The organism is Glutamicibacter sp. NPDC087583, from assembly GCF_044743685.1.
Lineage (GTDB): Bacteria > Actinomycetota > Actinomycetes > Actinomycetales > Micrococcaceae > Glutamicibacter.
Window position 1 is genome coordinate 74,762 of sequence record NZ_JBIUWY010000007.1, and the last position, 20,186, is coordinate 94,947.

A 20,186-nucleotide genomic window follows, 5' to 3' on the forward strand; every position below is an offset into this window, starting at 1 on the left:
TTGATTGATCCGCGAGGGGATCCGAAGAGACTGGTTATGGAGTCCTTGAAAAGCCTCTCGCGACTAATAGGGCCCGCATGATCCAACGATATTAGTGCGACACATAGTTGGGAGATTCTAGGACTAGTGAGTTCTCAAGGATTCTCGGCTGGGGAGCGGTGCCCGGCGAGACTTCTCGCAACCATGGAGTTGCAATATGTCTCTGGATGGGTGTCGAATTCTTTTGTCATTGACGAACTTGATTGGTGATTACTGAGCACTCTCAGTCAGAATTAGCGCAGCTCGATAGCCATCTGACTCGAGACAAGACATTGCTTCTAGTTGCTGGAAAGCTATCGGTAGGCAGGTAGCATCCACCCAGCTCTCCCCGCTACTAACATCGACCCAAGAGTCCTCGATGAGAATGACGGGACGTTCCGTGGAACCAGCCGTTCCATGGCAGAGTAGCCAGTGCGGAACATCGTAGCCGAGCATCTGCTGCAATGACACCAGCAACAAGACGCGGGCACCCTGACTTAATACTTTGTGAATCTGTGAGATTTCCATACGCATAGAGGTCACCGGCAACCCGGTAGCTTCTGCACGGCGGCGCGAGTCAGCCTGCAAGATGCCCCGCCAACCACGTTCAACCTCGGGATAATAGTCGACGATTACTGGCTTATCGGTATCCAAAGACACCTGAACTGAGCTTGCTGGCCAGCGCTCAGCGATGGCCAGCCCGAGCCCCACGGGTTCGCAAGCCATGAAATTAGTCGCTTGACGCCACAGTAACAACTCGGCGGTACGTAGGCGATCCATCGTTGCAATGCTCATCGTTTCCCCGTGCGCGGCCAGCGCGGAAACCGCCGCGCAGGTGAAGTTCTCGCTTTGCTGGTAGTGCGAGGTACGCAGATATCGGGCTGGATGTGACCAGTGCACATAGCCGAATTTTGGAATCGATACCGAAGCATCTGTGGTGAAGCGTGGAGCAGGCAACGACTGGAAACCCATTTGTTCAGCCAGGTCTGCTAGCCACGGTTCTCCCGACCAGCTTTCCCATTTCACGCAGGCCAGATCTTTTTCCCTGGCATAGTCCAGCACCGCACGGACGAGCTCTTCATATGCAGCTGTGTCGCGGGCAAGAACCCCAGAGATCTTCACGTATGCAGTCGCCGAACGGGCGGTAAGCAATGCGGCACCGAGTATGGTGGCATCTGATGACTGTATCGTGAGCAGCCGAGCGTTGACCGTTGCCATGAGACTTTCCCACGGACCTGATATGGAACCCAGATGCCGTAGTTGCGCCGGGTGCTGCTCGGGGTCAAAGGCCTGGATTCTCGTTTGCCGGGCAGAGCGTTTCGCCATGATTCCTTACTATTAGGTGGGGTGGAGGCGGAGTCGGTTAGGATCCTCGCTTAACACCTAGCCGCGTGATCGGTACAAAAGCCAAATGAAGTACGGGGAGCCGAGCAACGACACGATCAGACCGGCGGGAATCTGTGCCGGCGCGATTGCGGTACGGCCCAAGGTATCGGCCAGGCAAACTAGCAAGGCTCCGAAAACCATGGACACCGGGATCGCCCGGTGATGGCGGGAACCCACCAACGACCGCGCCAGATGCGGGGCGATGAGTCCGACGAAGCCAACCACACCTACGGCCACGACGCTGAGTGCCGCAAGCAGCGCGGCAATGGACAATGAGACTAATCGGATGCGAATGGTCTTGACGCCCAGCACCCGGGGCAGGTCTTCGTCGATGGCTAGCAGGTCCAGTTTGCGTCCCATGAGCAGTACGACCGGAAGAGCTAATGCCAACACCGTCAGAACAGGTAACACGTCTGCGAACTGACGTCCATAAGTTGAGCCAGACAGCCAGGTGTAGATGCGCGGAGTTTCCCACGAATTAATGCTCAGCAGCAGGTAGGTGGTGACCGCAGAGAGCGTGTAGCCTGCACCGATGCCGATTAGCACAAAACGTTCAGGGGAGAATCCTCGACGCCAGGCTAGGGCGGTGATGGCAGCGAAGGTCGCGAGCCCGGCAATCACCGCAAAAATCACCAGTAGCGAGCGGGAACCGCCAAAGGCGGTGACCACTACAGCCGCGCCCAGCCCTGCCCCCGCGGTAATACCCAGGATTCCGGGCTCGGCCAATGGGTTGCGCACGGCGCCCTGCACCAAACAACCAGCCAGTCCCAAGGCGGCTCCGGCACCCAGCGCCGCGCTGGTCCGTGGTGCACGTTCGGAGAAGGCGCGGGCAATGAGCTTGGGCGCATCATCCTGGAACCACAAGGCGAGATCTCCCAGCTTGAGTAACATGCTCCCGGCCAAAAGGCCTAGAATCACCGCTCCCAACAGCAAACTGAATCCCAGCGTCATGGTGAGAATGAATCGGCGGTTGCTACGCAATTTGCTTGCTACCTGTAACGGGTTGCGAGAGCTGGAAGCTTCGGGCAGTCGCATTGCCAAGATGATGATCAGCACGCCGCCCAGGATCGCGGTGGGAACTCCAGTAGGAATGGAAGCCGCACCTTGCGCACCGAGCGAGGCACGAAGCGAAACATCGGCCAGCAGGATCAGTAGCGCACCAATCAGGCCGGTGGCGGGGAGCAAGAACAGTTGACGGCGCAACACTACCAGGCGGCGCGACAGCAGTCGGGCGAGCACGGGGGCGCCAAGCCCTACAAAAGCAATCGGGCCGGACAGCGAAACGGAAACGCCGGTGAGCAGAACAGCACACAGGACGGCCAGAGCGCGGGTTGAGCGCACCGGGATGCCGAGCACCGCAGCGTTTTCATCACCCAAGGACAGGACATCCAGTCGGCGAGAGAGCAAGAGGCAGATGGCCAGCACCACCAAGATCACTGGCAGACTGCGCAAGAATGCATCGAGATTTAGTTGGGCCAGCGACCCTGAACCCCAGGCATACAGTCCAGTCGTATTTTCCTTGAACAGCAGCAAGATGATTCCGCTGCCTGCTTCCAACGCCATGGCGATGGCTGAGCCAGCGAGGATCAACCGGGTGGTGGCGGTTCCCGCGCTGCGCCCAGAGATAGCCAATACGATCCCGGCGGCGAGCAGCCCGCCAGCGAATGCGAGAGTGCTGGAAGCCAGCGTGGACATGCTTATTCCCAAGGCAGCAGCCACGCTCAACGCGAAGAATGCACCTGAGGTGACAGCCAATGTGTCCGGCGAGGCCAGCGGGTTGCGGGTGACGGATTGGAGCAGTGAACCTGCTACCCCCAAAGCCAGACCAACGGCGGCACCCGCACAGAGGCGCGGTAGCCGGGAGCCGGTGAAGATCTCGGCGGCTCCCACCCCTCCGATACGGGTGTCATCTCCGGTGAGTGCGCGTAGCAGTTCACCCAAACCAATACCAGAGGTCCCCTGGGTGAGGTGCCAAGCACCCACCAGCAGTACCGCTGCCGCTAAGGCGGCTAGCAGACCTAGGCCAGTGGCGAGACGGGTACCGGTGACCGGCGCGGGGGAATAACCAAGGCCGGTCATTTGGATGCCGACCCCGCTGTCCACGATGTGTCGCTCTGCTGATTTTTCAGCGGTTTTCATTTCAGTTGTACGCTACTTGGCTTCCGAGGCGGAGGTCAGTGCATCGGTGAAGGCATCTACCGCTTGACTGGTGGATTTCGGCCCGCCGGCACCCCAGATGTTTGGGAACTGGAAGGTCCGGCCTTCCTTGACTGCGGTCAAGTTGTTCCAGATCTCGCTGGATTCCAGCTCGGTGGTCCACCCGGTGCCTGCGTCGTTGGAGTAGAACAGGTTGACGTCGCCAACGCCCGCTAGGCCTTCTATGTCCGTCTGGGCCAGCCCGTATTCTTTGTTCACGCCGCCGGATCCGAAGGACTTGTTGATGTCATCGTTCCAAGCTGGGCTCAGGCCCAGTTCCTTGCCAAGCTCTGTGAACAGAGCCCCATCAGTGTATGGGCGAATCGTCAGGTTGGAGCCGTCAACCCAACCGTCGAAGAAGAGGAAGTCGGTGGTTTCCAACTTCACCTCGGAGACTTCCTGTTTTTTCTGCGCCAAGTGGGCGTCGAATTCGTTGAGCACTAAGGCAGCACGCTCGGTGCGGCCGGTGGCTTCGGCGACCTGTGAGAAGACATTTTTCATGTTGCCGATGGGATCCGCAGAATCGTTGCCCTTGACCGCCAATACGGGAACGTCGCCCTTATCAAGCTGCGACAGCACGGGGTCTTCTTCACTAAAAGCGTCCACGATGATTAAGTCGGGGTCCAGCGCGTAGATCGAATCCAGATCTGGCTCGCCACGTTCACCCACCGAAGCGACACCCTCAGGCAGCTCCTCTGCAGTGACGTAGGTGCTATATCCATCTGGGGAAGCGACGCCCACCGGAGTGACGCACAAGGTCAGTACATCTTCAATTTCCTGCCATTCGAGCACCACCACGCGCTCGGCTGGTTTATCCAATTCAAGTGTGCGACCCAGATCATCGGTCATAGATACCGGATCTGTGCTAGTGGCGGTGGTGTCATTCGCGCAACTTGCGGATGCGGCAGCGGGGCTCCGTTCGGCACCAGCGCTGCTAATGTCCGTGGTACCGCAAGCGGTGGCTGAGAACAACAGTGCTAGAGCGGCCGCTGAAGTGACTGCATTTCGAGCGAGTGTAGGCATAGGTTTTCCCTTGTAATTATATGTTTCGGTGGTAGAAAGAAAGTGGTCAGCTCATCCGGTGGCGGCTAACCGGTTCGATGCGCAACAATCCATTCTGCTTATCAGAGAGGACCTGCACAGGGATCTCATAGACCTCCGAGAGGTTATCTGCTGTGAGGACCTCAGCGGGAGTTCCTGAGACGTATACCCGGCCGTGTTTCATCAGCACCAGCCGATCAGCCAACGCGGCGGCTTGATTCAGGTCATGCAGGACGATGCCGATGGCTAGCCGATCTTGACGGGCCAGATCATGGACCAGATCTAGGGTCTCGACCTGATATCTCAAGTCGAGGTGATTGGTCGGCTCGTCGAGAAGCACCACATTGGTTTGCTGTGCCAAGCACACGGCCAACCAGACACGTTGAAGTTCTCCACCGGATAGTTCCCCAGCTGCCTTCCGGGACATCGAGGTAGTGCCAGTCAGTTCCATGGCCGAGGCAATCGCCGCATGATCCGCATCGGATAGCCCCGAGAAACCGCGCCGATATGGATGGCGACCGAAGGCGACGATATCTGCCACGGCTAACCCTTCCGGGGTGGCGTGGGACTGCGCGAAGAGCGTAACTTCGTGGGCGAATGTTCGTCCATTCAGCGTGCTAATTTCGCGGGCCTCCCCGTGAGAATTGGAGAGCGTGATCACCCCCGCGGCGCGCTCATGCAACCTTGCCATGGAACGGAGAAGTGTGGATTTCCCGCTGCCATTGGGTCCAATGAGTGCGGTGACTTCACCCGGGGATAAACGGATGGAAGCACCGTCCACTACAGTGCTTTTGCCGTAGCGCAGTACTACCTCGTGGGCGAGCATCGTTCCGGCTGCGGCGGATGCTGCTCCGGACGCCACGTCTAGCATGCGTAAGGAACGGATTGAATACGTCCGATTTGAATAGGTATTTTCACTTAGGTAAGTCTAAGTTAACTAATCGATGTCAGCAATCGATGATTTCTGACAGTGCATCCGGCTTTTCGGTCACCTATTCACATTTGCTAAGGCGAATGTGCCAGGTGTGGAGCCCAAGGTGCGTCGAAAAGCGTCGATAAAAGTACTCGGCTGCGCGTAGCCCAGCATTTCAGAGATGTCTTGGACGCCTTCACCGTTGGTGAGCAGCTCCAGGGCGCGATGAATTTTCACCGCTTGACGCCACTGGGCAAAGGATAAGCCGGTTGCTTCGCGGAAGACTCGCGTGATGGTTCGTGAGCTGATTCCAGCATCTACCGCCCATCGCTCGAGAGATCGGTTATCCGCAGGGTTGGCTAGTAAACGGTTGGCAATGCCATGGATACGAGGGTCATCGGGCAAGCGCAGCGCTAGCTGATGAGCTGATGGTTTGAGTACGTCGAAAACTACAGCCTCCGCACGCGCTCTGGCTTCTTGGCTCAGTTCCCGACTGGATAAATGGACCAGCAACGACTTAAGCAACGGTTTCATGTCGATCACTGTAGGGGTACTGAATGGGGTGGTGGTTCGTTCAGGGGAAAAGAACGCGCTGAAAAGTTCTACATTTGCGGTCAGGCGTCCACCGTGCAGCGCTCCGGACGGAATCCACAGACCATGACCCTCGGAGACCGTAAAAATCTGTCCTTCGATTCGAGCGGTGAGTGTCCCATCTTGGGTCCATAAGAGCTCATGGGCCAGGTGCGAATGAGGCTCCCACTCCGTAGAGACATCAATGGTGTGCGTTTCGCTCAGAATCACAAATGATGAGGTCGCATCGCTAGGCAAGGCAGTTGCTTGCACTAGAGCAGTACCTGGTTCACGGGACCAAGTACCAAGCCCGATGGTCGAGGTAGGAGGGGAAGTCATATTTGCAGTATAGAAAGTATTCGGCATGACATAGCAGGTTTCATGTTAGTTCTACCGAACCCCTTGAAGAACGGTTCAATAATCGCGTGCCAAAATTCTACGGATCGGCTACTAAACCAAATACATTTCACCCCCAACTGGTTCAATCAGGAATCTAGGCTGCGTTCGGTTACCCACAGAAGGCTATTCCAGTGTGTAGTACTCAAGCATGTCATCACGTTTTTCCAGTCTGAATCCTCGACTGGTGAGCAGTCGGGTTGAAGCAGTGTTAGCCGGAGCTACGCGGGCACTGAATTTCGTAATTCCGTATATCTTGGGAATTGAAATCAGGGTGCTATCGAGCACGGCTCCACCAACTCCTCGCCCCCATTGATCTGGAGATACCCAGTAACCGATTTCCACGCAACTTTCCTGCCGGGTGCAAAACACGAGGCCCACTGCTGCATTTGCTTCAGTAGCTAGGAACCATCGAGAGCCCCCCACAGTGTCGAGTGGTTCATGTTGGAGGGATTGCTTAACGCAGGCGTTGATGGTTTGCCGGTCCCATGGCTCCCCATACCCAATAAAACGAGCTACACGTTCATCCGAGGCCATGCTGGCAAAGAATTCGGTGTCTGCGCTGCGAAATGGACGCAGGGTAATTGATTGTGAGCGCGACATCCAAAGCCTTTCGATGTCGTAAATTTAAAAAACTCTTAAATGCATTAAACAGTACTAGACGTACCTATGGCGCTCTTATTTCAAATAGAGGTCAATGAGCGCTCAGAATCCCGCGCCGACCGCGCCGAGCGTCCCATAGCGGAAACCGAAGAACACGGCCCAGTGAAACGGTCCACAACGAGAACCTGCGCAAAGAACTGTTGAAGGTGAAACGGGAGAACGGCTTCATAAAAGTTGTCGGTGCCTATCGCGCCTCGAACAGTAAGGAGTAAGCGCGGTCTTAGACTTCATCGAAGCCCACATAGGCGAGTATCCAGTGAACTGGATGGGCAGGAAACCCAGAATTCCAGGGGCAGTCACTACCGATGTCTGAACGCCTGCCAAGAGCTGAGCGAAGCCTAAGTCCTGCGAGCACACCGCACGAAACTGCTCCAGGACGAGTGTGAGGCGTCCAACCAGGTCGCCGGTGGCGGACAATTAGTGGATTTGATCCGCAAAAACCATGAGGAAGACATCTCGACATCCACGGTGATGTCGCTCATGAAAGAGCTGAGAATCCGGGCCAGGCGGATGAGCGCCTTCAAAACCACGACCGTGCGTGAGCGCCAATCCCGGACGGTGCGTATAGAAAACCATAGGGTCGACAATCTCGGCATGCCTGACTTCCGCTCCTCGCGGCTTGCGGCGAAACTGTTAGGCGATATTGCCTGCCTGCGCGCCGGTGAAGGCTGGTTGTATTTGGCGACGGTGATCGATTTGAATTCGCGACAGATCGTGGGCTGGTCAATGGGTAAGAACATGTAAACGTAGTTGGCCATTGACTCGAGGGGGCTTGCTGCGTCGCAGGCGTTCATCCAGTTTGGTAGTGTGTTCCATTCAGACCGAGGCCCCAATGTACCTCGGCGCGTTCCAGAGGTGGTGTGCTGCGCACAGGGTGCGGTAGTCGACGGGACGCGCCGGGGTGTCCCTGGGATAATTCCGTCGCCGAGTCAGCCTTCTGGACGACCAAGAAGGAAATGTTCCACCACAGGTTCTTCAGCAGCAGGGTGGCTGCGTGTGCCGCAGTGAAGGAGTGCATCGCGGTTTGGTACAACCGGAAGCGCCCGTATACGGCAAATGGCGGAGTTAGCCCCAGGCGGTTCTGGACTCATATCAGGAAAGGGATCCTCTAGCTTTGACGGCTTGAGGAAATGTACAAAAAGATCAAAGTTCGTGTCCCAAAAACTTGACCAGCTCAGGCGCAATGCTATTGCGAGATGCTGGAATGTTCTCGGGCCAGGGGAATTGAGTTTTCATATAGCAGTGCGGGCGGGATTTTTCTTCTTTCGTTCGCGCTCGTAGCGAATCGAAATCGATTCTCTCTGCCTGTTTTAGGGTTTGGGTCGTTTGGCCTTGCGTTGCAGTGCTGTGGTTTGCAGATTTTTCGATCTGTGATTGAACGCGTCGAGCACTTCGGGGCCACACCCACGGCATGCCGTGGGCCAATTGCGTCGACCATGGTTCGTTAGAGGTCTTGTTCTTCCTTCGGAATGCTCCGTGCAAAAGTTCAGCGTCGTTGACCAAACCGGCCGATTCCGGGGAATTGCCGCAGAAAAATGGGTGCATGCAACGCAATGTTGCATGCACCCATTTCCTGGAATCTTGGACTCCCTAGGCAAGTACCTGGCGCTTGGAAGAAATCACGCCGGTGTTGAATCCAGCCAGGCGCAGGCCGCCGTGGAAGCGCGCGTGCTCGATCTTCACGCAGCGGTCCATGACCACATTCATGCCCGCGGCCTCGGCGCGCTGGGCCACTTCCTCGTGCCAGGATCCCAGCTGCAGCCACAGTGTTTTCGCGCCTACGGCCAGAGCCTCGTCCAACACGGTAGGCAGGTCATCGTGCTTGCGGAAGACCTCCACCAGATCCGGGGTTTCCGGCAGATCGGCCAGCGACTTGTACACCGGCTGGCCCAGGATCTCATCGAGTACCGGGTTGATGAAGTACACCTTGTACTTGGAGGAGGAGAGCAGGTAGGTAGCCACGAAATAGCTGGCGCGCGATGGCTTGTTCGAGGCGCCGACAATGGCGATGGACTTGGTGTCGCGCAGGATCTCCAGGCGCTGTGCGGCTCCCGGGCCTTCCCAAGTGGTTTCAACGGCAGCCATTAGATTGCTCCCTTCGAAGCGGTTGGCAATGCGCAGGCGGAACCGTCATAGGCCGGTGCCTCGAACCCTGCGGCGGAACCGGCAATCACTTCCTGCGAAGCGGCCAGCGCCTGGTCCAGATCCCAGAGAATATCCTCGACATCTTCCAGCCCTACCGACAGTCGGATCAAATCTTCTGGCACGCCCGCGGAGACCAGCTGCTCGGCGCTCAGCTGCTGGTGGGTGGTGGAGGCCGGGTGCAGCACCAGGGTGCGGGCATCGCCGATGTTGGCCAGGTGGCTGGCCAGCTGCAGGGCCTCGATGAACTTCGAGCCGGCTTCGCGCCCGCCCTTGACCCCGAAGCTGAAGACCGAGCCGACGCCCATGGGCAGCAGCTCCTTGGCCTGCGCGTGCTGCGGGTGGGACTCCAGGCCCGCGTAGTTCACGTAGGTCACGCGCTCATCGGCCTGCAACCAGGCCGCGACCTGCTTCGCATTGGACAGGTGGTTGTCCATGCGCTGCGGCAAGGTCTCCAGGCCCTGGAGCAGCTGGAATGCGGACTGGGCCGGCAGGGCCGGTCCGAAGTCGCGCAGCTGCTCGCTGCGCAGCTTGGTCAGGAAGCCGTACTCGCCGAAGTTGTCCCACCAGGAGACGTTGCCGTAGCTGGCTACCGGTTCGGTCATGGTGGGGAACTTGCCGTTGCCCCAGTTGAACTTGCCCGACTCGATGACCACGCCGCCCAGGGTGGTGCCGTGCCCGCCGATGAACTTGGTAGCCGAGTGGATCACGATGTCCGCGCCGTGCTCGATAGGGCGCAGGATGTACGGGGGAGTGAGCGTCGAATCGACCACCAGCGGGAGATTGTGGCGGTGCGCCACCTCGGCCAGGCCCTTCAGGTCAGCGATGTCGCCGGACGGGTTGGCCACAACTTCGGTGTAGACGGCCTTGGTGTTCTCCTGGATCGCCGCTTCGAAGTCGGCGGGATCATTGGAGTCGATGAAAGTGGTGTTGATGCCGAAGCGGCGCAGCGAGACATCCAGCTGGGTGATGGTGCCGCCATAGAGCTTGGAGGATGCCACGATGTGGTCGCCTGCCTGGGCCAAGGCCGCGAAGGTGACGAATTCCGCGGCCATGCCCGAGCCGGTGGCTACCGCTCCGATGCCGCCTTCCAGCGAAGCCATGCGCTCTTCGAAAGCCGCCACGGTCGGGTTGCCGATACGCGAGTAGATGTTGCCGTACTTTTGCAGGGCAAAGAGGTTGGCCGCATCGTCAGCGTCCTTGAAAACGAACGAAGTGGTCTGGTAGATCGGCACTGCGCGTGAGCCGTGCTCGGCATCGGGGGTGCCTCCGGCATGCAATGCGCGGGTGCGGAAACCAAACTTGTGATCTGCCATGGTGGCTTACGACTCCTTGTCGACTGGGGTTTCGCGTGCACCGCAGGGCGGGCCGCGATCGAGGCAGGAATCCCGGAATCAATGTCGCTTCCTGCCGTGGTCCAACGGGTAAGCGGCTGCATCGTTTCTGGCGGTAGCACCGTATCCACCGGATGTGGCAGGTTGCTGCGGCGTCATCGAACCAGATCTCTCAGCCGCTCGGGATGGTGTAATAATCTTCGCAACATGACCGTTCGTGACCCAACTATGAGTCGTAACGTTGCGTATTGGAGCTGATATCGGAGATTCTTCGATACCTGTTGCCCCGGTTAGGCTGGATTCATGGATACTTCTCTGGCATTGGTTCGACACGGGCAGACAGACTGGAACCTTGCAGGACGCTTGCAGGGACGAACCGATATTCCGTTGAACGATACCGGGCGCGAACAGGCTCGCGAGGTCGGACGCAGGCTCATCGGCCAGAATTGGTCGCTGGTACTTGCTTCACCCTTGGAACGTGCCCAGGAAACTGCCGCGCTGATTGCCCAGCAGATCGGGGCTGAGACGGGGAACGCTGTTCCGGAACTCATTGAACGCGGCTTCGGCCCGCTGGAAGGCCGGATCATGGCCGAGGTCAGCGAAGCGGAATCGGCTGCTGCCAAGGACCTGCGTGAGCCGCGTGCCCAGATCTTGAGCCGTGCAGTGCCAGCGCTGCTGGACTTGGCCAGCAGGCATGCCGGGCGCAAGGTCATGATTGTCAGCCATGGGGCCACCATGCGCACCATCCGCGACGCATTGGCCGGAACCACGGATCCCCAAGGCGTGGAAAATGGCGAAATGCTCCACTTGGACTTGATCCGCCTTGAGCAGATCGCCAGCGAATTGGATCTGGTGGCATTCTAGGAATCCATGGGGTCTCTGCGAGAAGTAAATTTTTTTTCGTTCACGCCTCACAAAATGGTCTCCTCGTACGTTTACATGGTGAGAAGCCATGAAGGCGCAAGAATTCCAGGAGAGCCATGCAAGCACCGTTCGAGCGGATAGTCCAGGACTATGGACTGAACGTCCTGCGCGTTTGCCGTGCCCTGCTTGATGAGCATCGCGCGCAAGACGCCTGGTCCGAAACGTTCCTTGCCGCGCTCAAGGCGTACCCGCAACTGCCGGAGGACGCCAATGTCCTGGCATGGCTAGTGCGTATTGCCCGGAACAAAGCCATTGACGAGTTGCGCAGGAACAAGCCGGAAATCCTCATCGGCCAAGACGTGGACAGCCTGGCCCCATCAGCCCAACGGCCGGATCTGCAGTTGGAAAACCTGCAGCTGTGGCATGAGGTGAACCAGCTTCCTGGCACGCAGCGGCAGGTGGTGGCCTACCGCTACCTGGGCGGAATGAGCTACGCGCAAATTGCCGGAATCCTTTCCGGCACCGAAGCTGCCGCCCGGCGTTCGGGCGCCGATGGGATCAAGAATCTGCGGGCCCGGATGGATGACCAAGAACTATGGCGGGAGCAGCCATGAACGGAAAAAATTATCGGCAGCAGGCTACGGCCGCTGAAGCGCAAGTCCTCGACTCGCTGCAGGACCGGCTCGTTGAACGGGCCCGTGCACGGGAACTTGTTGATGTTGCCTATCGCGTGGTCGATAGCCCCGTGGGGGCCTTGCTGCTGGCCAGTACCGATGCCGGGCTGGTCCGGGTCGCTTTTGAATCCGAAGGCCATGACCGGATTCTGGAGGTGCTCTCGGAAAGGCTCAGCCCGCGGATCCTGCGCGACAAGTCGAGCTTGGATAGTGCCGTCCGGCAACTGGATGAGTATTTCGCGGGCCAACGGCATGGCTTCGATCTTCCGGTGGACTTGCAGCTCTCCACCGAGTTCCGCCGCCAGGTGCAGCTGGAACTGGGTCATATCGATTACGGGCGTACCCTGAGCTACGCCCAGCTGGCGCAGCAGATCGGCAAGCCGAAGGCGGTGCGGGCCGTCGGTTCAGCCTGCGCCACCAACCCGATTCCCATCGTGCTGCCCTGCCATCGGGTGCTGCGCACCGATGGTTCATTGGGCGGCTACCTGGGAGGCTTGGAAGCCAAGTCCGAGCTGCTGAAGCTGGAGAACCCGGACTTCGCCAGCGGCGCCGCGACGCTGTTCTGACGGGCAGTTCCCGCATGAAACAAGTGCTGGGCTGCTGCCTCCCTTGCGGGAAGCAGCAGCCCAGCACTAATTGCTACGGGCTTGCAGCCCAGCAGCTGCTACTTGCTGCGCAGTTCGAAGCGATCTGCGTCCATGAGCTTGGCCCAAGCGGAGGCGAAGTCATTGACGAACTTCTCCTTGGCATCATCCGAAGCGTAAACCTCGGCCAGTGCACGCAGCTCGGAGTTGGCACCGAAGACCAGATCCACGCGGCTACCGGTCCAGCGGCCATCGGTGGTGGTGTAGGTCTGCTCGTCAGCGGACGGGGTCCATTCCAACCCCAGCTCCAGCAGGTTCGCGAAGAAGTCGTTGGTCAACGCGCCTGGGGTGTCGGTGAAGACGCCCAAGTTGGAGCCGTCCCAGTTATTGCCGATGACGCGCAGTCCACCGAGCAGTACGGTCGCTTCCGGTGCCGAGAGGCCCAGCAGATTCGCGCGGTCGATCAGCAGGTACTCGCTAGGCAGCTTGACGAAGCCCGAGTCGTAGTTGCGGAATCCGTCGGAAACTGGTTCCAGCCATGCGAACTGGTCAACGTCGGTTTGCTCCTGGGTTGCGTCTACGCGGCCCGGGGTGAATGGAACCTCGACCTGCTGGCCAGCTGCCAGGGCTGCCTGCTCGACTCCGACGTTGCCGGCTAGGACAACGACGTCCGCGAAGGAAGCCTTGATCCCGGAAGTGGCGTTGAAGTTGTCAACAATCTCTTCCAGCTTGGCAATTACCGGTTTGAGCTGCTCAGGCTGGTTCACGCTCCAGGAGACCTGTGGTTCCAGGCGGATGCGGCCGCCGTTAACGCCGCCGCGCTTATCCGAGGTGCGGAAGGTCGAAGCGGCCTTCCAAGCCGTGGATACCAGCTGCTGGACGGTCAGTCCCGAATCGTTGATCAGGGCTTTAAGTGCGGCAACTTCAGTTGCACCCAAGGTGGTCTGCGGAGCTGCTGGCAGTGGATCCTGCCAGAGCAGGTCCTCAGCGGGAACCTCTGGGCCGAAGTAGCGGGACTTCGGGCCCATGTCACGGTGGGTCAGCTTGAACCATGCGCGGGCGAAGGCGTCTGCGAACTGGTCTGGGTTCTCCTTGAAGTTCTTGGAGATCGGGCCGTAGACCGGGTCGAAGCGCAGGGCCAGGTCGCTGGTAAGCATGCGTGGCTCGCGGTGTTCCAAGGTCTCGAATGCAGGCTGGACCAAGCCGGCTCCGCCATTGTTGACCGGGCGCCACTGCTTGGCGCCTGCTGGGGATTCGAACAGTTCCCATTCGTAGGCGAAGAGGATGTGGAAGAACTCGTTGTCCCAGCGGGTTGGGTGGTAGGTCCAGGTGACTTCAAGACCCGAGGAGACGGTGTCCGCGCCCTTGCCGGTGCCGTGGCCGTTCTTCCAGCCCAGTCCCTGCATTTCGAGCGGAGCTGCTTCTGGATCCGGGCCGATCTTGTCATCGGCATGCGCGCCGTGGGTCTTGCCGAAGGTGTGGCCACCGGCGATCAGCGCGACGGTCTCCTCGTCGTTCATGCCCATGCGGCGGAAGGTTTCGCGGATGTCTACGGCCGAGGCCAGCGGATCCGGATTTCCGTCAGGACCCTCAGGATTCACGTAGATCAGGCCCATCTGCACTGCTGCCAGAGGAGCATCCAGGTCTCGCTTGCCGGTGTAGCGTTCGCTGTCCAGCCAGACCTTTTCAGGGCCCCAGTAGACATCGTCATCTGCTTCCCAAACGTCCTTGCGGCCGCCGGCGAAACCGAAGGTCTCGAAGCCCATGTCTTCCAGAGCCACATTGCCAGCCAGCAGGATAAGGTCGGCCCAGGAAATCGACTGGCCGTACTTCTTCTTCACTGGCCACAGCAGGCGGCGAGCCTTGTCCAGCGAAACGTTGTCAGGCCACGAGTTCAGCGGAGCGAAGCGCTGCTGGCCTGCGCCGCCGCCGCCACGGCCGTCGTGCGAGCGGTAGGTGCCTGCGGAGTGCCAAGCCATGCGGATGAAGAACGGGCCGTAGTGGCCGAAGTCTGCTGGCCACCAGTCGTGCGACTGGGTCATGATTTCGGTCAGGTCGGCTTTTACTGCCGACAAGTCGAGGGCATTGAAGGCTTCAATGTAGTCGAAGTTCTCGTCCAGCGGGTTGGAAACCTGCTGGTTCTTGGCCAGAATCCTCAGATTCAGCTTATTCGGCCACCATTCGGTGTTGGCATTGCCCTGGGTAGGGTGAATTCGACCCGCGCCGCCAACTACTGGGCACTGACCTGCAGTCATCTCAGACATGTGCTCTTTCCTTCCGGATTGTTTAGGGTTTATCTGGTTTTATCCATCGCGCAGCAGCTGCGCTGATGACGATGGCAAATCTAGGGGTTTACTTAGACAGCAACTATGCGTTCGCAGCCTGGCAATCCGGGCAGGTGCCCCAATAGATCACTTCGGCTTCATCAATGCTGAACCCATGGTCATTGGAAGCATGCAGGCACGGGGCGCCGCCGACAGCGCAGTCGACGTCCGCCAGCGTTCCGCACTGGCGGCACACCACATGGTGGTGATTGTCGCCAACGCGGGCTTCATAGCGGGCAGTATGGCCCTGTGGCTGTATCTGCCGAATGACACCCAGTTTCGTGAAGAGCCTGAGTGAATCGTAGACAGCTTGGTGCGACACATTGGGATGATCTTCACGGACAGCCGAAATGATAGTTTCGGTATCCGCGTGCGGGTGCGTCGCGACGGCGGAAAGTACCGCAACGCGCGGTTGCGTGACCCGCATCGATGCCGCCTTCAGCACCTGCTCGATCCTTGCCTGTGATGTCATGTACCCAGCATGCCTGCTTATTTTGAATCAGTCAAGATAAGTTCCAGTGTATTTCGCGTTAAAAGTGGGTGGACTCCAGCTGACTGGTTGAATCGGTGCTTCATTAGTAAGTATTCCGTATGATGCATGTTCAAGCGTGGTTTGCTTCTGGGGGAGGAAAATTACGAAATCGCAGACATTTCACCCGAAATAAGAAAGCGAATAGTGCGTGGTTTTATCTTGGGAAATATTGCGGTCCAATTGATGATTCCACGGGTTCGGGGAGCGAAAAATCCTGTGGGGCGAGGAAGCTCACATGGATGGCGCTGCCAGCGTAAACAATGTGATCCCGGGGTGCTGAAGATCCGGAAACGGCGAGAAATCAAGGATCTGATTTGACCCTTGATGAGATGTCGACCATGCTGGAAAAGGCCCATTTTGGGATTTATCGTGTCAAAATCGTGCTAAATCGAGTCAACTCGCAGGAATAATTCGCGGGATATTAGCGGAGAATGGTTGTTTCTTTCAGGCTGCTTCAACGCGAGATTTAGACACAGTGGACCGACACCCGAAAAGCAATTCGCAATCAATCACACTGCATGGCGATCGTTTACTCGAGAGGCGATGGCTCGGCAGATTCCGCCCGGATCTTATCCGCGGGATCTCACCAGTGAAGGAAGACCGCAATGAAGCAGACGGATCAATCAATCGGCGACCTCGTTGAGGAACTGCATTCAGTTCGTCACAGACGACCTAAGAAGTACTCACTTTCCGGTACGGATTACTGGGTATTCGGAATCGCCGGCGCTCTAGCGCTGGCCTTTATTATTTGGGGTTTCGCTAGCCCCGAAGGGCTGGGCAAGGCCTCCAGCGCGGCCCTTGACTGGGTTATCACCAACACTGGCTGGCTTTTTGTCATTGCTGCCGCGGTTTTCGCGGTCTTCGCCATCGTCGTAGCGGCCAAGAACTTTGGACGCATCCCGCTGGGCAAGGACGGCGAGACGCCAAAGTTCTCCACGGTCTCGTGGATCTCGATGATGTTCGCAACCGGCATGGGCATCGGCTTGGTCTTCTACGGCGTGGGCGAGCCGCTGTACTTCTACATGTCGCCTCCTCCGGGAACGGTGGAAGGTTCCACCAGTGATGCATTGAGCACCGCTATGGGCACCACGCTCTTCCACTGGACCTTATTCCCATGGGCCATGTACGCCATCGTTGGCTTGGGTATGGCGTACGGCAGCTTCCGGCTGGGACGCCCCCAGCTGTTCTCAGCCATGTTCAGCTCGATCTTCGGCGACCGGGCCATCCATGGTTGGGGCGGGCGCACCATCAATATCCTGGCCATCATCGCCACGCTCTTCGGTTCGGCTTGTTCGCTGGGTCTGGGCGCATTGCAGATTGGCGGCGGCATCCAGGCCACCGGGATGATGGAGAAGGTCGGTTCCGGCGTTCTGGTTATCATCATTGGCATTCTGACCGCATTGTTTGTCGCTTCTGCCGTTTCCGGCATCGAGCGCGGTATCCAGTGGTTGTCCAACACCAACATGGTATTGGCACTGATCATCGCATTGATCGTTTTCATTGGCGGCCCAACTCTGTTCATCCTGAACGTCATTCCCGATGCCATTGGCGCTTTCATCGGCGACTTGCCAGAGATGGCCTCGCGTACGGCCGCCGGCGACGGTGCAATGTCTGATTGGCTGTCCTCGTGGACTGTCTTCTACTGGGCATGGTGGATCTCCTGGAGCCCATTCGTCGGCTTGTTCATCGCCCGCATTTCCCGTGGCCGCACTATTCGCCAGTTCGTCACCGGTGTGCTGCTTGTTCCATCCAGTGTCACCCTGATTTGGTTCGCAATCTTCGGCGGTGGCGCCATCGGTATTCAGGAACGCGCTGAACGCGCCGGGGAAACCGGGGAAAAGCTGGCCAGCATTGTTGATGGCGCACCAGACATCAACTTCGATTTGATCCTCTTCGACATGCTTGGCAGCCTCCCGCTGTCGGGCTGGATGGCTACCGTGCTGATGGTCGTCACCGTGCTGCTGATTGCGATCTTCTTCGTGACCGGCGCAGACTCGGCCTCGATCGTGATGGGTGCGCTCAGCGAACGCGGCGCTGAAGAGCCATCCAAGAAGGCCGTGATCTTCTGGGGCGTGGCCACCGGCGCTGTGGCCGCGGTGATGCTGCTGGCTGGCGGCGATCATCCGGCGGAGGCATTGACCGGGCTGAAGAACATCACTATTGTTTCGGCGCTGCCATTCGTGATTGTGATGCTCCTGCTCTGCGTGGCGTTGTGGAAGGACCTGAGCAAGGATCCGCTGGTGCTTCGCGGCAAGGTGGCTCGAAAGGTCCTGGAGCAGTCCGTGGGCCAGGCGGTTGACCGCCATGAGGGTGGCCAGTTCAGCTTGATGACCACCGAAATCCCTTTGGTCAGGGCCGAGGGAAGGGCCTCCGAAGTGAAGCTTTTCGCCACCGAAGCCACCGCTGACCCGGTGCAGGACGGCAAGGGCAGCGCGGCCGATGGCCAGAGCCAGAAGCCAACGGCCGGGGATTCCTAACCGGCAAATCAAATGAAGCTTCTTCCCCAGCCGGGGAAGAAGCTTCATTTGTTTAACCCCAAGGGGCTTGGGAGCAGCGATTAGCCGCGCGCGCGGCAGATCGCGTTGATCTCCGGAATGCACGGCTCATTCTGCAGGCTCGTTGTGTCGCCGAGCGTGGTGCCCTCGAACAGCTGGGTGAGCAGGCGGCGCATGATCTTGCCCGAACGGGTCTTGGGCACATCCGGAACCAGGACGATTTCCCGCGGCTTGGCAATCGGGCCGATCTGCACCGCGACGGTATCACGGAGTTCAGCAATGAACTCGGCCTGCCGTGCAACGAGCTGCTCGTCAGGCGACTCGGCAACCAGGGTCTTGTCCAGCGGTACCACGAAGGCGGTTGCAGCGTGTCCGGTCTTGGAATCCGGGGTGGGGCAAACGCCGGCTTCCACCACGCCGGGGTGGGTGACCAATGCCGATTCGATTTCAATGGTGGAAAGCCGATGGCCGGAAATATTGATCACGTCGTCGGTGCGGCCCAGGATGTAGATATCGCCGTCCTCATCGAAGCGGGCACCGTCGCCAGCCAAGAACCAGCCCTGCTCTACGTATTGTTCCCAGTAGCTGGTGTAGTAGCGCGTCGGGTTGCCCCATACGGTACGGGCCATCGACGGGCCAGTGCGCGTGATGACAATATTGCCCTGCTGGTTGGCTGGCACGCTCAGGCCGCCATCGTCGACAATGTCCACCGAGATGCCCGGCAGCGCGCGTGCGGCGCAGCCTGGCTTGAAATGTCCATCGGTCGGCAGGGGAGAAAGCACGGTCGCGCCGGATTCGGACTGCCACCAGGTGTCAACCATCGGCAGTCCTGCTTCGCTGTCCCGGCCGATCTGCTGGCGGAACCATTTCCATGCCTCGGGATTGACGGCTTCACCCACAGTGCCGCCGATCTTCACCGAGGACAGATCGTACTGGGCCGGGATGCCATCCGGGAACCAGCCCATCAACGAGCGGACCAAGGTGGGAGCGGTGTAGTAGCTGGTGACCTTGTAGCGTTCAATGACCTCGAAGTGGCGGCCCGGGTGCGGGGCGTTGGGGACGCCCTCGTAGATTACCTGGGTGACGCCATTGGCCAACGGGCCGTAGATCTCGTAGGTATGCGCGGTGACCCAGGCGAGGTCGGCGGTGCACCAGTGCACGTCCTTGGCGCGCTGGGACTCGTCCGGGTTGGCGAACAGCAGGTTGTAGCTGGTGGCCGCCTGCGTCAGGTACCCGCCGGTGGTGTGAACCAAGCCCTTCGGCTGGCCGGTGGTTCCCGAAGTGTACATGATGAACAGCGGTGTTTCCGCATCGAATGCCTGCGCGTGGTGCTCGGTGGACTGGGTATCAACCACCTCATGCCACCAGATGTCGCGGCCTTCGGTCCACGGGATTTCGTCGCCGGTGCGGCGGATAACCAGGACCTTTTCGATTTCGTTCTCGCCGGCAACGGCCGCATCGGCGTTGCCTTTGACCGGAACCGAAGTGCCACGGCGGAACTGGCCGTCGGTGGTGACCAGGACCTTTGCCTTGGTGTCCTCCACACGGAACCTCAGCGCTTCGGCGGAGAACCCGCCGAAGACCAGCGAGTGGATGGCGCCGATGCGGGCGCAAGCCAAGGTGATGACAATTGTTTCAATGAGCACCGGCAGGTAAATGACCACGCGGTCGCCCTTCACCACACCCAGGGATTCCAAGGCGTTGGCTGCCTGGGAGACCCGCTCCTGCAAATTCTTGTAGGTGACGGCTACCCGGTCACCGGGCTCGCCTTCGAAATACAGTGCGACCTTCTGGCCGCGTCCCGCAGCTACATGGCGGTCGGCGCAGTTCACTGCGGCGTTCAGCTTGCCGCCGAGGTACCAAGAAATTTCCGGTCCGCGCTTGGCATCCGGATCGGCCGGAATGATGCGGCTGGTGGTGTGCCACGGGGTGTCCCAATCCAAGAGGTTCGCCGCTTCGTCCCAGAATTCCTGGCGTGCTGCCTCTGAAACTTGAGTTGAGGTTGTTGCCAATTCGGTGGTCATCGCAAACTTTCTTTGGTGAGGGGTAGTTTT

15 protein-coding genes, 1 pseudogene and 1 riboswitch are annotated in these 20,186 nt (G+C 59.0%); of the genes and pseudogenes, 5 read left to right on the plus strand and 11 right to left on the minus strand.

All coding sequences use genetic code 11. The annotated features are described in order from the left end of the window. Positions 1–249 precede the first annotated feature (249 nt). The 6 genes from ACIOU9_RS15575 to ACIOU9_RS15600 form a co-directional block, all read right to left on the minus strand. Positions 250–1,236 carry a peptidase C39 family protein gene (locus ACIOU9_RS15575; RefSeq protein WP_332595360.1) on the minus strand — a complete coding sequence of 329 codons (987 nt, stop codon included), beginning with the start codon at positions 1,234–1,236 and terminating at the stop codon, positions 250–252. Positions 1,237–1,401: 165 nt separating this feature from the next. Beyond that, the gene (locus ACIOU9_RS15580) at positions 1,402–3,543 is read right to left on the minus strand and encodes an iron ABC transporter permease (RefSeq protein ID WP_402697483.1); all 2,142 of its coding nucleotides are present in this window, start codon (positions 3,541–3,543) and stop codon (positions 1,402–1,404) included. Positions 3,544–3,555: 12 nt separating this feature from the next. Next, the gene (locus ACIOU9_RS15585; RefSeq protein ID WP_286134247.1) at positions 3,556–4,419 is read right to left on the minus strand and encodes an ABC transporter substrate-binding protein; all 864 of its coding nucleotides are present in this window, start codon (positions 4,417–4,419) and stop codon (positions 3,556–3,558) included. A 250-nt stretch (positions 4,420–4,669) separates the two neighbouring features. Beyond that, entirely contained in the window at positions 4,670–5,512 is an 843-nt protein-coding gene (locus ACIOU9_RS15590) for an ABC transporter ATP-binding protein (RefSeq protein ID WP_105657938.1), read from the minus strand. Between the two features lie 117 nt (positions 5,513–5,629). Next, complete coding sequence (locus ACIOU9_RS15595; protein ID WP_402697485.1) at positions 5,630–6,463, minus strand: AraC family transcriptional regulator; 834 nt, start codon at positions 6,461–6,463, stop codon at positions 5,630–5,632. A gap of 183 nt (positions 6,464–6,646) precedes the next feature. Then, the gene (locus tag ACIOU9_RS15600; RefSeq protein ID WP_402697487.1) at positions 6,647–7,123 is read right to left on the minus strand and encodes a GNAT family N-acetyltransferase; all 477 of its coding nucleotides are present in this window, start codon (positions 7,121–7,123) and stop codon (positions 6,647–6,649) included. A gap of 111 nt (positions 7,124–7,234) precedes the next feature. Here ACIOU9_RS15600 and ACIOU9_RS15605 point away from each other — a divergent pair. Then, a pseudogene (locus tag ACIOU9_RS15605) lies at positions 7,235–8,309 on the plus strand (IS3 family transposase); the annotation flags it as partial. A gap of 464 nt (positions 8,310–8,773) precedes the next feature. On the opposite strand, the gene ACIOU9_RS15610 reads toward ACIOU9_RS15605, so the two are convergent. Continuing rightward, positions 8,774–9,268: a CoA-binding protein gene (locus ACIOU9_RS15610; protein WP_402697489.1), complete on the minus strand. Its 495-nt coding sequence runs from the start codon at positions 9,266–9,268 to the stop codon at positions 8,774–8,776. Further along, the gene (locus ACIOU9_RS15615) at positions 9,268–10,641 is read right to left on the minus strand and encodes an O-acetylhomoserine aminocarboxypropyltransferase/cysteine synthase family protein (RefSeq protein WP_402697491.1); all 1,374 of its coding nucleotides are present in this window, start codon (positions 10,639–10,641) and stop codon (positions 9,268–9,270) included. The genes ACIOU9_RS15610 and ACIOU9_RS15615 overlap by 1 nt, the downstream gene beginning before the upstream one ends. Positions 10,642–10,756: 115 nt before the next feature. After that, positions 10,757–10,851, minus strand: a riboswitch (SAM riboswitch). Between the two features lie 111 nt (positions 10,852–10,962). Here ACIOU9_RS15615 and ACIOU9_RS15620 point away from each other — a divergent pair. The 3 genes from ACIOU9_RS15620 (at position 10,963) to ACIOU9_RS15630 (ending at position 12,763) form a co-directional block, all read left to right on the plus strand. Further along, complete coding sequence (locus ACIOU9_RS15620; RefSeq protein ID WP_133834309.1) at positions 10,963–11,523, plus strand: histidine phosphatase family protein; 561 nt, start codon at positions 10,963–10,965, stop codon at positions 11,521–11,523. Positions 11,524–11,639: 116 nt separating this feature from the next. Then, the gene (locus ACIOU9_RS15625) at positions 11,640–12,137 is read left to right on the plus strand and encodes an RNA polymerase sigma factor (RefSeq protein ID WP_133834310.1); all 498 of its coding nucleotides are present in this window, start codon (positions 11,640–11,642) and stop codon (positions 12,135–12,137) included. After that, on the plus strand, positions 12,134–12,763 hold the full coding sequence (locus tag ACIOU9_RS15630) for a methylated-DNA--[protein]-cysteine S-methyltransferase (protein WP_402697493.1): 630 nt from the start codon (positions 12,134–12,136) through the stop codon (positions 12,761–12,763). Before ACIOU9_RS15625 ends, ACIOU9_RS15630 begins: the two co-directional genes overlap by 4 nt. A 98-nt stretch (positions 12,764–12,861) precedes the next feature. Here the strand turns inward: ACIOU9_RS15630 and katG are convergent, their stop codons facing one another. Both katG and ACIOU9_RS15640 read right to left on the minus strand, forming a co-directional pair. Then, positions 12,862–15,045 carry a catalase/peroxidase HPI gene (gene katG, locus ACIOU9_RS15635; protein WP_105657950.1) on the minus strand — a complete coding sequence of 728 codons (2,184 nt, stop codon included), beginning with the start codon at positions 15,043–15,045 and terminating at the stop codon, positions 12,862–12,864. 103 nt (positions 15,046–15,148) lie between these two features. Continuing rightward, on the minus strand, positions 15,149–15,577 hold the full coding sequence (locus tag ACIOU9_RS15640; protein WP_133834312.1) for a Fur family transcriptional regulator: 429 nt from the start codon (positions 15,575–15,577) through the stop codon (positions 15,149–15,151). A gap of 665 nt (positions 15,578–16,242) precedes the next feature. On the opposite strand from ACIOU9_RS15640, the gene ACIOU9_RS15645 reads away from it, so the two are divergent. Next, positions 16,243–18,114 (plus strand): BCCT family transporter, encoded by a 1,872-nt coding sequence (locus tag ACIOU9_RS15645; RefSeq protein WP_133834313.1) that lies wholly within the window; start codon positions 16,243–16,245, stop codon positions 18,112–18,114. An 80-nt stretch (positions 18,115–18,194) separates the two neighbouring features. On the opposite strand, the gene acs is transcribed toward ACIOU9_RS15645, so the two are convergent. After that, the gene (gene acs, locus ACIOU9_RS15650) at positions 18,195–20,156 is read right to left on the minus strand and encodes an acetate--CoA ligase (protein ID WP_133834314.1); all 1,962 of its coding nucleotides are present in this window, start codon (positions 20,154–20,156) and stop codon (positions 18,195–18,197) included. Between the last annotated feature and the right edge of the window lie 30 nt (positions 20,157–20,186).

Excerpts from the sequence above, each read along its gene's own strand:
- ACIOU9_RS15595 (WP_402697485.1), bottom strand. The coding sequence starts at position 6,463 with ATGACTTCCCCTCCTACCTCGACCATCGGGCTTGGTACTTGGTCCCGT.
- ACIOU9_RS15620 (WP_133834309.1), top strand. The coding sequence starts at position 10,963 with ATGGATACTTCTCTGGCATTGGTTCGACACGGGCAGACAGACTGGAAC.
- ACIOU9_RS15615 (WP_402697491.1), bottom strand. The coding sequence starts at position 10,641 with ATGGCAGATCACAAGTTTGGTTTCCGCACCCGCGCATTGCATGCCGGA.
- acs (WP_133834314.1), bottom strand. The coding sequence starts at position 20,156 with ATGACCACCGAATTGGCAACAACCTCAACTCAAGTTTCAGAGGCAGCA.
- katG (WP_105657950.1), bottom strand. The coding sequence starts at position 15,045 with ATGTCTGAGATGACTGCAGGTCAGTGCCCAGTAGTTGGCGGCGCGGGT.
- ACIOU9_RS15625 (WP_133834310.1), top strand. The coding sequence starts at position 11,640 with ATGCAAGCACCGTTCGAGCGGATAGTCCAGGACTATGGACTGAACGTC.
- ACIOU9_RS15590 (WP_105657938.1), bottom strand. The coding sequence starts at position 5,512 with ATGCTAGACGTGGCGTCCGGAGCAGCATCCGCCGCAGCCGGAACGATG.
- ACIOU9_RS15580 (WP_402697483.1), bottom strand. The coding sequence starts at position 3,543 with ATGAAAACCGCTGAAAAATCAGCAGAGCGACACATCGTGGACAGCGGG.
- ACIOU9_RS15575 (WP_332595360.1), bottom strand. The coding sequence starts at position 1,236 with ATGGCAACGGTCAACGCTCGGCTGCTCACGATACAGTCATCAGATGCC.
- ACIOU9_RS15630 (WP_402697493.1), top strand. The coding sequence starts at position 12,134 with ATGAACGGAAAAAATTATCGGCAGCAGGCTACGGCCGCTGAAGCGCAA.
- ACIOU9_RS15600 (WP_402697487.1), bottom strand. The coding sequence starts at position 7,123 with ATGTCGCGCTCACAATCAATTACCCTGCGTCCATTTCGCAGCGCAGAC.
- ACIOU9_RS15610 (WP_402697489.1), bottom strand. The coding sequence starts at position 9,268 with ATGGCTGCCGTTGAAACCACTTGGGAAGGCCCGGGAGCCGCACAGCGC.
- ACIOU9_RS15640 (WP_133834312.1), bottom strand. The coding sequence starts at position 15,577 with ATGACATCACAGGCAAGGATCGAGCAGGTGCTGAAGGCGGCATCGATG.
- ACIOU9_RS15645 (WP_133834313.1), top strand. The coding sequence starts at position 16,243 with ATGAAGCAGACGGATCAATCAATCGGCGACCTCGTTGAGGAACTGCAT.